The 14443-nt window shown below is 63.2% G+C and carries 6 protein-coding genes; all 6 read left to right on the top strand.

The window, feature by feature from the left end:
* Positions 1-202: 202 nt before the first annotated feature.
* A complete protein-coding gene (locus J4O76_RS13175; protein ID WP_426282307.1) occupies positions 203-3538 on the top strand; it encodes an autotransporter domain-containing protein in 3336 nt (1111 codons plus the stop codon).
* Positions 3539-4273: 735 nt separating this feature from the next.
* Entirely contained in the window at positions 4274-7066 is a 2793-nt protein-coding gene (locus tag J4O76_RS13180; RefSeq protein ID WP_426282308.1) for a TonB-dependent receptor, read from the top strand.
* Between the two features lie 665 nt (positions 7067-7731).
* A complete protein-coding gene (locus J4O76_RS13185) occupies positions 7732-10923 on the top strand; it encodes a TonB-dependent receptor (RefSeq protein WP_426282309.1) in 3192 nt (1063 codons plus the stop codon).
* A 131-nt stretch (positions 10924-11054) separates the two neighbouring features.
* Positions 11055-11774, top strand: coding sequence for a SapC family protein (locus J4O76_RS13190; RefSeq protein WP_426282311.1), 720 nt, complete (start codon positions 11055-11057; stop codon positions 11772-11774).
* Positions 11774-12811 carry a cupin-like domain-containing protein gene (locus J4O76_RS13195; protein ID WP_426282449.1) on the top strand — a complete coding sequence of 346 codons (1038 nt, stop codon included), beginning with the start codon at positions 11774-11776 and terminating at the stop codon, positions 12809-12811. Before J4O76_RS13190 ends, J4O76_RS13195 begins: the two co-directional genes overlap by 1 nt.
* A gap of 9 nt (positions 12812-12820) precedes the next feature.
* Positions 12821-14326 carry a tryptophan halogenase family protein gene (locus J4O76_RS13200; protein ID WP_426282312.1) on the top strand — a complete coding sequence of 502 codons (1506 nt, stop codon included), beginning with the start codon at positions 12821-12823 and terminating at the stop codon, positions 14324-14326.
* Positions 14327-14443 lie beyond the last annotated feature (117 nt).

Genomic DNA, 14443 nt, shown 5'->3' on the forward strand with positions numbered 1-14443 from the left:
TAAATTGAGCGCCACAAGCACCCGCTTTGGCGGTACTCACTTTGTCACAGTTAGCGTGATGTCGGACTTATCGTCCAGCAACCTGACCGCCCAAGCGATCATTCCGCGACCCCCGTCATTATGACGCACCTGCAACATAAGTCGCATAAAACCGTCGCCGCACGATGCCATGCCCCGCTTCGAAACGCGTAAGGGGAATGGTGTGTCTTTGAGTAAATTCATGGTCTGTGCAGCATCGGCGACGATGCTGACGCCGCTGTCGATCGCGGCGCAGACGATCCCGACATCGCCACCGGTCAACTACGTCAACGAGAGCAATCCGGCGATCGGCAGCATCGTTCCGAAGCTGCTCGACAGCTATGTGAAGCTGATCCGCGACCATCCCGAAGTGATGGTGCAGAACTACAAGACCGTCGTCACGATGACCAACGCGCGCACGCCGAGCCAGACCCTCGCGGCGATCCACGACGATCGCACCAATCAGGCGTACAGCATCCTGAATGGCCTGGGCGCGCTGACCAACCTTTACATGGCGGGCGCCGGTGCCTCGACCAGCGGGTCGGCGCCGAACACGCTTACCCCGACCAGCTATGCGACCGCGACGCTCGCGGACTATGTCGCCAATATCAATCTCGGCAACAGCTTCAGCCCCGGCGCCGAGAAGTTCGGCAACGGTACCGCCACGCCGCTGGCCGCCGCGGTCGCGTTCATCAACAACACGGTCCGCGCGAGTTCGTCGACCGAGCCCGCGAAGCGGACGTTCGCGCGGTATCAGGGCGAGAACCCACCGATCGATCCGCTCGATCCGCGGTTCGCCAACTACAACGTCAACACCAATCGCGGCGCGCTGACGCTGGCGGACACCGCGGCGATCATCGTGCCGTCGTATTTGTCGAGCTTTACGACGCCAGCGCCTTACGCCTCCACGACGCAGTGGGTCCGCGGGTTCGTCGTAACGGCGGACATGGTTGCGGCAAATGGCGGCAAGCCGATCACCGCACCCAATTTCGGGACGTTCGATTCCGCGGGCAAGTTCACCGCGGCGACGTTCAAGGTCGGCGAATATGTTCCCGGCATCGGTGCCTCGCCGCGGCCATACCGCGTGACGACCGACGTCAACGTACCGACCCCGATGCTTCAGATCATCAATTCGTCCAACCCCTATGCAGACGGCGCCTATCCGAGCGGGCATACCAACTCGGGCATGCTGCAGGCGCTGGGCACGGCGTTCCTGATCCCGCAGCAAGGGCAGGAATTGCTCGCGCGCGCGGCGGACCTGGGCACCAACCGCATCCTGGCGGGCATGCATTCGCCGCTCGACATCATGGGTGCCCGGATCGAAGCGACGGCGCTGTCCGCGACCAACATCTACGCGGCCTTGTATGATGCGAAGGGCAATCGCCTCGACTGGACCAACCCCGCCAACGCCAGCGCGTATGCGGTCTACCAGGCCTATACCCAGACCCAGTCCTATCTGGCGTCCGCCTGCGGCACCGCGACCGTGACGGCATGCATCGCCGCCGCCAACGCGTCTGGCGCAACCGCCGCCGATCCGTATGCCAACGTCGCGCAGAACAAGGCGACGTACCTTGCCGAGATGACCTACGGTTTCGCGCCGGTCGGTCCGGTCAAGGCGATGACCGCCGCGGATGTGCCGGTGCAGGCGCAAGTGCTGCTGCTGACGCGGTTCGGGTATCTGACCGATGCACAGCGGACCGATATCCTCGCGACCACCGCCCTCCCCTCGGGCTATCCCGTGCTCACCGGCAACACGCTGGACGGATGGGGCCAGCTGAACCTCTATGCCGCGAACGACGGCTATGGCGCGTTCAACGGCCAGGTCGCAGTGACGATGGACGCCGCGCAGGGTGGCTATGCGGCCACCGACAGCTGGGGCAACGATATCGGCGGAACCGGCGGGCTGACCAAAAATGGCACCGGCAGCCTGACCCTGACCGGGAAGAACAGCTATGCCGGCCCGACGATCGTCAATGGCGGAACGCTTGCCGTCACCGGCTCGATCGTCTCGGCGACGACCGTCAACACCGGCGCAGTCTTTGGTGGCACAGGCAGCACGGGCGCCGTCACGGTCAACAGCGGCGGCACGCTGGTACCCGGCATGGGAACCACGCCGGGCACGCTGACGATCAACGGTCCGCTCACGCTCGCCAGCGGTGCGACGCTGGTGCAGACGGTATCGCCTGCGCTTGCAAGCCGGACGGTCGTATCCGGTGCGGCGAAGCTCGACGGCACGGTGCGGGTTCAGGGCTCGGTCGGCACGCTACCGGTCACGCGCATCGCCCTGGTCACGGCAGGCGGTGGGGTTTCGGGCAGCTTTGCCAACGTCACGGGCGTTCCCACCAACCTGCGCGCTGTGCTCGACTATTCGACGACGGCGGCAAGCCTCAACCTCAACCGGACCGATATCGACTATCGTCCACTCGGGGTCACCGCGAACCAGCAACGCGTCGCGGCGGCGCTGATAAGCGCGGCGCCGTTGGCGAGCGGTGCCGGTGCGGCAACGTTGCTCAACACGGTCTACGCCACGGGCCAGGACTCGGCGGCGGCGGGTACTGCAGCGCTCGACACCCTGTCGGGTGAAGGCCTTGCCGATGCGAACAGCGCGGCATTGTTTGCCGGGCGGGTATTCGGCGATGCCGTGACCGATCAGCAGCGTGCGGTCCTGACCGACACCCAGATGCACCTCTGGGGCGGGCCGCTGGGTGGTCGGGAATGGACTGATGGCCGGGACGCCGACGGTACGGTCGATCGCCGCAGCAACAGCTGGGGTGGCGTGATCGGACTTGACGGTGAAGTTTCGACCGGGTGGCGTGCCGGTTTCGTCGCGGGCGGGCTCGACACCCGCTTCAACACCGCGGCGCGCGCGACCAAGGGCAAGGCGTCGAGCTATCACGTCTCGGCCTACACCTCGTACGCGCTGCCGACGGGCACGTATGTCCGCGGGTCGCTGGGCTATGGCCATTATGCGATCCGTACGACGCGGACCGCGGGCGGGATCGGCAGCGTCGCCAGCGAAACCGAAATCGCACGGTACGACGCCGCGGAGTTGCGCCTGCGCGGCGAAATCGGTCAGCGCATCGCAGTCCAGTCGTTCGACCTGACGCCGTTCGTCGCGGTGGAATATGCGCGTCTCTACACCGATGCGTTCGCAGAGCGTGGCAGCGTGCTGGCGTTGCAGGCGGGCAAACAGACCACAACGTCGCTCCCGGTGAATGTCGGGTTGCGGATGGACGGCAGCGTCCCGTTCGGGAACGGCCTCGCGCTGCGGCCGATGATCGAAGCGAGCTACCTCCACGAGTTTCGCCGCGACCGCGACATCGGAGTCGATTTTGTCGCGCTGGCCGATCCCTCGTTCACGATCGCAGGCGCTCGACCTTCGCAAAGCGCGTTCGTCGGCAAGGCCGGACTCCAACTGCCGCTCGCCTCCGCGCTGGTCCTCTACGCCACGGGAACCGGCGTGTTGTCCTCGCAACAGCGATCCTATGCCGGCAACGTCGGCGTGAGGATCAGCTTCTGAGACGTTAGAACGACCGGTCGACCGAGCGCACGCACGCGGATGATCGCCAACTGGCGAGGTGTTTCAATGGAACGCCTCGCCAGTTTGCTGCTGCTAGCCCTCGACATGATCGGCGGGCCTGCGAACGAGTCGGAGACGATCGGCGGGCGCGATCGTTTGGCATAGATTGCCGGTCAGCGACGCTGGATCTCGCCTGCCTTCCAACCCAAACCCGGACCGAACTCGGATTTTCGGCATCAGATCGCGCGCGATCCGCAGCGCATCGTCATACGCAGATCACGGATGGTCGCATTTCGGACCAATCGATCTGGCCGAACAGTCGTGATCCCATAAGCTGCCCACACTCGCCGGATGACTAACCCGGCAGTTTTTTGAGTTTGGCAGCCGGATGGGACAATGCGGACGACGGACGCCGCCTGCTGTATGCTATAGATTGGTAAGGTCGTTCTGTAGCGGCATTTCGAGATTGCCGGGTCACCTCTGCCAGCCTCAAGTCTAATCAGTCGACGCGGCGCATCGCCATCTCATGGTTATCGCAAGTTTTGTAGGGTCATAAGTCGACACCAAACTGTAATTTTCCGATAGCGTCAGGAGTTAGATTGGTTATACATTACCAATACCACGCTGTGATGACAGTACCCTTTAGAGGTCCGGCCAGTGAGGTGAGTCGAGCGATACGGGCAGGACCGTGTCGAAGGGTGACGCTGCGGCGTCGATGGGAAGGGGCTTTTGACGATGGTTTTTCGTAAGCAGGTTTTGCTCGCATCCGGTGCGGCGATATTCGGTCTGGTACCAGTTTTCGCGCAATCCGTTCTCGCGCAGTCGGCGCCCGCGCCATCGTCCGCCCCCGTCGCAGCCGCGACCCAGGGGGACCCCGTAGCGGACGGCGCCGATACGGACATCGTCGTCACTGGTATCCGCGGCAGCCTGCGCAGCGCGATCGCAGTAAAGCGCAACGCCAACGCGATCGTCGACGTCATCAGTGCCGAGGCGATCGGCAAGTTCCCCGACCGCAACGTCGCCGAATCCCTCTCGCACGTTCCCGGCGTCAGCATCGATCGTCGCTTCGGCGAAGGCGAGAAGGTCGCGATCCACGGCACCGATCCGGCGCTCAACCGCATGCTGCTCGACGGCCATGCGGTCGCCTCGGCCGATTGGGGCGGCAACGACAACGACCCGACCAGCCGTACCTTCAACTATTCGCTGCTCGCGCCCGAACTCGTCGAGCGCCTCGAAGTCTACAAGTCGCCCGAGCCGCGCATTGAGGAAGGCAGCATCGGCGGCACGGTCATCGTGCGCACGCGCCGTCCGCTCGACACGCCCGCCAACTCGATCTTCGCATCGGGCGGCTATTCGTACAACGACCGCGCCGACAAGGGTAACGTCCGCGCGTCGGGTCTGTACAGCTGGCACAACGAAGGCGGCACCTTCGGCGTGCTCGGCGCCGTCACCTACGACAAGCAGAGCCTGACGCGCTCGGGCGTCGAATTCTTCGGGTTCGAGAATGCCGGCGACCGCTTTTTCCAGAAGGATGCGAACAACGCGCTGATCCGCGATGCGAGCGGTCAGCCGGTGCTGAAGAACCCGGGTGCGACCGTGACCGGCGGCACGCGGCAGGATCTCGCCAACGCGGTATCGCCGTTTGGCATCAACTACGCGTATTTCACGCAGGAGCGTAAACGCATCAGCTATGTCGGTACGGTCCAGGCCAAGCCGACCGACGACATCACGCTGACGCTCAACGGCCTGCATATCGACGGCAACTACAACAACAGCAGCCAGTCGATGTACGTCATCCCCGGCGCATGGAGCGGCGACGTTCTCCAGTCGGCGACGGTCGCGAACGGCGTCGTCACCAATGCGAGCTTCGGCGCGGCCTCGGCCGGCAGCCAGAGCGCGCAGCTCGATCTGTTGATCCGCAAGACCAAGCTGACCACCGACAACCTCAACTTCGTCGCCGAGTGGGAAGGTCCCGGCGGCGCGACCGTGGCGGCGACCGGCGGCTGGAGCAAGGCGATCGGCGGGCGCAATCCCGAATATCTGCTCGATGTGCGGACCGACCTTCCGTACAGCTACGGCTTCACCTCGGACAGCGCGAACGTCGATTACGTTGGCGACCTGACCAACCCGGCCAATTACCGCCGCAGCAACAGTCCGCAGCTGCAGACGATCGACGGCGCGCCGGTGATCGTCAACGGCACGCAGCTGAATGCGGCGCGCGCGGGCGGGATCGATTTCTCCAGGACGATCGATCGCGATTACTACGCCGGCTATGACGCAGTCATTCCGTTCGAGGCGGGGCCGTTCAAGGAAATCCGCATCGGCGGCAAGTTCACCGATCACCGCAACCGCCTGAACGCGAGCGGCTTCAACAACTACTCGACGTCGAACTACACGTTGGCGAGCCTGGGCGTCGACACAACGACGACGCCGAACGGCACGTTCGATGGTACCGGCGGTACCGGCAACGCGACCAAGTACATCAACCTGTCGCAGCAGACCGTGATCGACATCCTCGCGAACTCGATCAACATCCCCGTCGCCAAGCCGACCGCATCGTACATCGTCGACGAGACGGTCGCGGCGAACTACGTCCAGCTGAACTTCGACCAGAGCGGCTTCCGCGGCAACATCGGTGGGCGCCTGGTCTATACCAAGAACGTGTCGAACTACGCCGACCAGGTCTCCGGCACCGACGGCAGCCTGCCGACGATCGTGCCGCAGCGGGTCGAGAACGACTATCTGAAGTTCCTGCCAAGCCTGAATGTCGCGTATGAAGCAGGCACGCACCTGATCTTCCGCGGCAGCGTTGCCAAGGTGATCGCGCGCCCGCGCTATGAGCAGCTCGGTGGTTCGGTCGGTCGCAACGACATCACGCTCGATGCGAGCGGCGGCAACCCGAACCTGAAGCCATACCAGTCGACCAACTACGAACTGTCCGCGGAATACTACCCGCGCGAGGGTACGCTGTTGTCGCTCGAACTGTTCCGCCGCGAAGTGAAGGACTACATCCTCAACGGCCTCAGCCGCCAGACGTTCTTCAACGAGCTGACGCAGAGCAACGCGTCCTATCTCGTGTCGCAGCCGCTCAACGGCGGCAAGGCGAACGTCAACGGTGCGCTGGTCTCGGCACAGGGTGAGATCTGGCATGGCTTCGGCCTGCAGGCGAACTACTCCTACGCCGAGAGCTCGACCGACGAGGGGCTGAACCTGCCCTATCTGTCGAAGCACACCGTCAACGTCATCCCGTATTACGAGAATGGACCGTTCCAGGCGCGCCTGAGCTATAACTACAGGTCGTCGTATTTCCGCGCGATCGGCCGCCTGAACTCGATCGACATGGTCGCGCCGTACAGCCAGCTCGACTTCTCGGCAGGCTTCAACCTGACCAAGGCGGTCACGCTGACGGTCAACGCACAGAACCTGCTCGACTCGACCTACACGCAGTATAGCGGCTCGCGAGATCGCCCGACGGCGTTCTACAAGAACGGCCGCACGTACGTCGCGTCGGTATCGTTCCGGATGTAAACCAAGGGAGGCGCGCCACGATGGCGCGCCTCGTCGAACTGAGCGGTGACTGCGACTAGCCTGCCGCACGCCTTTACAGGCGAACCGCTAGCGCCCCCTCACCTTCCCTCATCGATTCAATCGCGCGTTGGGGGTCCCTTTAAGTCGCCTGTGTCGCAAGGACCGGTATCGCTTACGATCGGGATCATACGCCCGTTATCCAACTGCACGAATCTACTTCAAGTCCACCCGCCTCGCGTTGAAGTAGACCTACATGTCGATAGGTACTCCATGCCGATATTGGATCAATTGGGTAATAATGGCTGACCTTAAAGACTGGCATTCCGGGATAGTTCGACCTCCCAGCGCTGGCCTTCCGCACACTGCCCGAACACTATCGTAATAGTGCTCAATTTATCACAGCTGAGACAGATTCCATTAGGTTCATTACTGATGAAATCAGTACGGAATATCCAAGCGCAGCAACCCGATCAGGTAAACCCCTGTAAATAATGGTATTCCATGAGGGCTGTTCGCAACGTCGGCCGATCAACTTCTGACGGACCGTACGGGTCTACTTCCCTCCCGCAGTTGACACCCGCGCCCCTGATGGTAGCCCTATCATACACGGCAACGACCGTGTGCAATCCGGCCTGATCAGGGCGGCCGGGAATGGGGGAGGATTTATGAAGAAATTTTCGCGCACGCTCGCGCATTCGGTATCGACCATCGCGGTCGTGACCGGGCTGGCAGCTTCCAGCACTGCGATCGCGCAGACGAACACTGCCGCGACCAGCCAGAGCACTCAGACGACGACCGTGCAGCAGACCGCACCCGACGCGGCGCCCGCGACTGGCACGCTCGACGAAGGGACGGCCGGTCCGGCCAACGAGATCGTCGTCACCGGCATCCGCGCCAGTCTCAATCGCGCGATCGACATCAAGCGTAATTCCGCGGGCGTCGTCGATGCCATCTCGGCCGAGGATATCGGCAAGTTTCCCGATACCAACCTTGCGGAATCGCTGCAGCGGATCACCGGCGTGTCGATTACTCGCGCCAATGGCGAAGGCTCCCAAGTCGCGGTCCGCGGGTTCAGCGGCGGCTTCAACCTCGTGACGCTGAACGGCCGTCAGCTTGCCTCGACCAGCATCGACACCAGCACGGGCAACGCCTTCGCGGTCGGCACCGGCCGCTCGTTCGACTTCCAGAACCTGGCGTCCGAAGGCGTCGCCACGCTGGAAGTCTACAAGACCGGCCGGGCGAACATTCCGACGGGCGGCATCGGCGCTGCGATCAACGTCGTCACCCGCCGGCCGCTCGATGCGCGCGAAGACGGCCTGTCGGGCTCGATTGGCGCCAAGGCACTGTACGACAGTTCGGTCGAGAATGCGGAGGCCAATCTCAAGAAGGTCACGCCCGAACTGTCTGGCCTGATCAACTGGAAAAACCCCAGCGAAACCTTTGGCGTCAACGTCTTCGGCAGCTATCAGTTGCGCGAGTCGACATCGATCCAGTCGAACCCGAACTATTGGAACATCGTTCCGCTGGCCGATTTCTTGAATACGGCGGGTGCGTACATCACGCCGGCGACGAATATCACGAACCGTCCTACTACGCAGTACGTGCAAATTCCGAATGACAGCCGCTATCAGTTCTCCGAGAACCGCCGCGAGCGCATCAACGGTCAGGCCAACATCCAGTTCAAACCTACGGATCGGCTGGAGATCACGATCGACGGCTTGTATGCGCGCAACAAGTTGAGCGACGAGCGTAGCGAGCAGACCAACTGGTTCCAGCGGCCGTTCAGTGACGTAACCTTCGACGATAACAAGAAGATGCAGACTGCGATCATCTTGGCGGAGGCTAAGCAGGCGGATAAGGGCTACGAGCAGCAACGGTTCGCCACGAAGACCGAGCTTTACTCGGTTGGCGGTAACGTCAAGTGGAACTTCACCGACGTGCTGTCGCTGAAGCTTGACGCAAACCATTCGAAGTCGACCACGAATCCGGACAATGCGAACGGCACGTCGGCGACGACGATCTCGATCGGCGCTCCGGTTCGCGCTACGCACAAAGTCGACTTCAGCAGCGGCTTCCCGCAGCAGTCGGAAACTCTGAACGATTGCAACGCGACCAACGGCGGCCGCGGCGGCAATTGCAACAATATCCTCGACATCGGCGACTTGGGCACGCAGGTCGCGCGTCGGATCTTCTCCAAGCAGGAGTCGAGGGTCAACCAGTTCAGTGGCGAGCTGGGCTGGGATCTCGGCAACGATAGCCGTTTCGTGGTCGGCAGCAACTATGTGGATGCAACGACCCGCTCGGCCAGTTCCAATAACCAGCAGATCCTCGGTGACTGGAGCATTACGGACACCGGCCGCGTCCAGGAGCTCGCCGGCGATCTCATCAAGACCTATTGCATGACCTGCAAGTTCGACAAGTATAACCCGAACTCGACCGGGTCGGCGCTGGTCGCGTTTCGTGGCGATGCGGTCGACCTGCTGGACATCTTCTCACCCTATTATGCGAAGCTGGGACGCCCCGACGCTTTGCAGGGTTCGTCGGACGATACCGTCGGCGAGAAGAACTTGGCGGTCTATGGCCAGATGGCCTGGGGCGGTGACATTGGCGGACGCCGTGCAAACGCGCTGATCGGCGTTCGCTACGAACGGACCCGGGTCAAGTCGGTCGGTCTTCAGTCGATCCCGACGGCTTTGGCCTGGCAATCGGACAATGACTTCACCGTGATCGGCGGACCTCCGGGCGCCGCGGTGATCGTGAAGTCGAAGTACGACAACCTGCTGCCGTCGCTCGACTTCAATATCGAAGTGCTCGACAACGTCATGGCGCGCACCTCGTTCAGCCGTACGCTGGCCCGGGCGGACTATGGCAATTTGTTCGCATCGGTGACGGCAAACGCTCCGAACCGTCCGACAGCACTCGGTGCGGCCCCGGCTCCCGCCACGCGGCAGGATCCAGCGCTGTTGCCGCTGATCTCGGACAATTTCGACGTGTCGCTGGAGTGGTATTACAAGCCCACGAGTTTCGTCTCGGTCGGCTTCTTTAACAAGAACGTGCGCAACTTCGTCGGCAACCAGATAACCAACGGTAACCTGTTCGGGCTGCGCGACCCGGGTTCAGGCGCGCCAGGATCGCGGTCGGGTATTGCGCAGGCCTACCTCAGGAACAATGGGATTACCCAGACCGATCGAAATCTGTTCGCCTACGCGGCGCTGCTGCAGCAGAATGGCGGCAATCAGGCAGCGGCGACGGCGGCCTTCCGCGGCGCGCTCAATCCCGCCACGGGCGAAATCAGCGATGCGGTCTACAATCCCCTCGCCCTTGCGGTCGATCTCGTCGGGGACGCCAATGATCCGCTCGTGAACTTCGCGATCAGCGGCCCGGTCAACAACAAGGAAGGCAATATCCACGGCTTCGAAGTCGCCTGGACGAACTTCTTCGGTCAGACCGGCTTCGGTTTCGCGGTTTCGTACACGAAGGTGAGTGGCGACGTGAACGTGGATCCCTATGCCGATCCGAACGTCAACATCTTCGCGCTGAGCGGTTTGGGCGACAGCGCCAACTTGACGGCAATCTATGACAAGGGCGGTATCTCGGCCCGCGTCTCGTACAACTGGCGTGACAAGTATCTCGCGGCTACGAACCAGGGCGGCAATCGCAATCCGTTGTTCACGGCCGCGTTCGGTACCTTGGACGGCAGCATAAGCTACGATGTCACGAAGGCGTTCTCGGTCTCGCTCGAAGCGGTCAACCTGACCAGCGAACCGTTCCGCCAATATGCCCGCACCGAGACGAACCTGGTGTATGTGCAGGAACTCAAGCCACGCTATTATCTCGGCGCGCGCTATCGTTTCTGATGAAGGCGGGAGTGGATCTTGGTCCACTCCCGACCCCACTAAGAAGGCCGCCGCCGTGCCGTGCAGCGGCCTTTTCCTTTGTCGGTCGCGGTCGCGCTGATAAGCGTGAGGCAACAACAGGACCGGAGCGGATGAATCCCGTACAGATCAACAATGTCGACCATGCCGATTTACGCGTAAGCCCGCGGACTGGCGCCGCGTTCGGCGACGCTGCCAATCAGACGCTGGTATTTCCCGCGGAGTTCGAGGCGGTGCAGCGCGAATTCGCCATCATATTCCGCCGCCGCGACGAGGGATTGCAGGCCTGTGCCCTGTTGGGGCTGGACCGCGACGAGAACCTGTTCCTGTCCGGCGACTATTGGACAAGCCGCTATGTGCCCGCCAGTCAGCAGCGCGGCCCCTTCTCGATCGGGATGGTCCGGCGCCCCGGAGACGATGTCGGCGAGCCTATGCTGCACGTCGATCTCGACGACGGGCGCGTCGGCGACAGCACCGGCCTGCCGTTGTTCCTGGAACATGGCGGCAACACACCGTACCTGGAACATATCACCGGCGTGCTCCGCCTGCTGTACGAGGGACTGCAGACCGCGCCGGCTGCCTATACCGCGCTAGACGAGGCTGGCCTGCTCACGCCGGTAACGCTCACCGTCGATGTCAGCGAAGAGCGCCGCTATACCATAGCCGACGTGCTGGTCGTCGACCTCGAGCATCTAGCCGCTCTGAAAGGCGAACCGCTCGAGCGACTTCACGGATCGGGCGTGCTGCGTCTCGCCATCCTGGCCGCGGCGTCGCTCGGCAACATCCAGCAGTTGATTGCGCGCAAGCAATCTCTGCTGAGCCAGACCGGTTGATCCCGGTGGCAGGTATCACGCGCCGTACGCGTGTCATCGATGGCACGAGCGCGATCAGCGTGCCGATCGCCGACCTGATCGCCGATGGCGTTCCGGTGATCCTGCGTGGGATCGCCAGCCACTTGCCGCTGGTGGCTGTCGGGCTGGAAGGTGCAAAGCCGGCAATGACGTGGCTGAAGCAGTTCGACGGTGGCCGTCCCGTCACGGCGTACGTCGGCGATCCGGCGATCGGCGGCCGCTTCGGGTATTCCGACGATTGCGCCGCGCTGAACTTCAAACGAGAGAGCGGCTCGCTGTCCGGGTATCTCGACCAGCTTCTTGACGGGCTCGGCGATCCGGAAGCCCCCGCCATCTATATCGGCTCGACCGACATCGATCTGTACCTACCTGGTCTTCGCGCGCAGGCCGCGCTGCCGTTCGGCGACCCGCAGCTCGTCGAGAACCCACCGCTGGTCAGCATCTGGATCGGCAATCGTACCACCGCCGCGACGCATTACGACATGTCGAACAATCTGGCATGCTGCATGGTCGGTCGCCGGCGCTTCACGCTGTTTCCGCCTGATCAGGTCGCCAACCTCTACCCTGGGCCGTTGGAGCCGACGCCGGCCGGACAGGTGGTCAGCATGGTCGACCTTCGCACACCGGATCTCGACCGATACCCACGCTTTGCCGAGGCGCTGACACATGCCGAAATTGCCGAACTCGAGCCGGGTGACGTGCTGCTCTACTCGGCGTTGTGGTGGCATAATGTCGAGGCGCTGGATCCTTTCAACGTGATGATCAACTATTGGTGGAACGCGGTGCCGCGGTTCATGGATACGCCCATGAACACCCTGCTCCACGGCCTGTTGTCGCTGCGCGATCGGCCGGATCACGAGAAGCAGGCATGGCGCGCGATGTTCGACCATTATGTCTTCGGCTCTGCGGATCACGCCAGGGAGCACCTGCCCGAGCACGCACATGGCGAACTTGCGCCGCTGGACGCTATGTCCGCACGCCGGTTGCGCGCCAAGATCCTCCAGCGCATCAACCGATAGGAGCCGAACATGGCCGAGCAGCGCATCAGGAAAGTCGTCATCGCCGGCGGTGGCACCGCGGGCTGGCTCACCGCCGCCGCCTTGTCGCGACAATTGGGGCAGCTGCTCGACATCACCCTCGTAGAATCCGAGGAGATCGGCACCATCGGCGTCGGCGAGGCGACGATCCCGACGATGCGCGCGTTCCACACGATCCTGGGCCTCGACGAACGCGAGTTCATGCGCGCGACGCAAGCGACCTTCAAGCTCGGCATTTCGTTCGAGAACTGGGCACGCGACGGCGATCGCTACATCCATTCGTTCGGCGATATCGGCAAATCGACCTGGATGGGCGACTTCCACCATTTCTGGCTTGCCGCCAAAGCCGCCGGGGATGCGAGCGAGATCGGCGACTATTGCCTGGAACTCCAGGCGGCCAAGGCGGAGCGGTTCGCGCTCCCCTCCGAGGGCCAGATCAACTACGCCTATCACCTCGACGCAGGCCTTTATGCCCGCTTCCTGCGCGCGCGCAGCGAGGCGAACGGGTTGAAGCGGATCGAGGGGCGGATCGCCAGCGTCGAACGCGACGGCGAGACCGGCTTCATCCGCGCGCTCGTCCTCGAGTCCGGCGAGCGCGTCGAGGGCGACCTGTTCATCGACTGCACCGGCTTTCGCGGGCTGCTGATTGAGGGCACCTACGCCGCCGGTTACGAGGACTGGTCGCACTGGCTGCCCACCAACAGCGCGCTAGCCGTGCAGACCGCCGCGACGGGCCCGGCGCATCCGTACACGCGCGCGATCGCGCATGACGCGGGCTGGCGCTGGCGTATCCCGCTGCAGCACCGCGTCGGTAACGGGCTGGTCTATGCCAGCGATCATCTGTCGGACGACGAGGCTCATGCCCGGTTGCTCGCCACGATCGACGGCGCGCCGCTTACCGAGCCGCGGCTGATCCGGTTCCGTACCGGTCGCCGGCGACGGGTATGGATGGGGAACTGCGTCGCGCTCAGCCTCGCCAGCGGGTTCGTCGAACCGCTCGAATCGACCAGCATCCATCTGATCATGACGGGCATTACGCGGCTGATGCAGACCTTCCCGTTCGGCGGAATGGCACCCGCGCTGGTTAGGCGGTACAATGATCAGGCGCAGGCTGAGCTCGAGCGCGTCCGCGATTTCATCATCCTCCACTATCACCTCAACGAACGTCCCGAACCCTTCTGGGCAGCGCGCCGGGACATGCCGATCCCCGACACGCTCGTGGAGCGCATCGCGCTCTTCACAGAGGGCGCGCAGGCGTATCAGGGCGGCGATGACCTGTTCCGTGTCGCCAGCTGGGTGCAGGTGATGCTCGGCCAGCGCCTGACCCCGCGCGACCACCACCGCCTTGGCAGCATCATGGGCGGCCCGCAGCTAGCCGGCGTCTTGACCAATATCCGCAGCACGATCGCAGACGCAGTCGCAGGGATGCCGACGCACCAGCAGTTCCTGGATCGCTACCTTGCAGCCCCGGTCACCCCCTCGCAGGGGATGCGTTAGGTCGCGTCGAACGCCACGATGATGCATTCGGCAAGCGGACGATGACGCTACGGCAGTGTTCGCGATCGCATGGCGATCCTCTTGCCATATCATTGTTGGCATTCTCTCGATTACCGG

It is taken from the genome of Sphingomonas sp. NFX23 (assembly GCF_049887795.1).
Classification (GTDB): domain Bacteria; phylum Pseudomonadota; class Alphaproteobacteria; order Sphingomonadales; family Sphingomonadaceae; genus Sphingomonas.

Excerpts from the sequence above, each read along its gene's own strand:
- J4O76_RS13190 (WP_426282311.1), top strand. The coding sequence starts at position 11,055 with ATGAATCCCGTACAGATCAACAATGTCGACCATGCCGATTTACGCGTA.
- J4O76_RS13200 (WP_426282312.1), top strand. The coding sequence starts at position 12,821 with ATGGCCGAGCAGCGCATCAGGAAAGTCGTCATCGCCGGCGGTGGCACC.
- J4O76_RS13185 (WP_426282309.1), top strand. The coding sequence starts at position 7,732 with ATGAAGAAATTTTCGCGCACGCTCGCGCATTCGGTATCGACCATCGCG.
- J4O76_RS13180 (WP_426282308.1), top strand. The coding sequence starts at position 4,274 with ATGGTTTTTCGTAAGCAGGTTTTGCTCGCATCCGGTGCGGCGATATTC.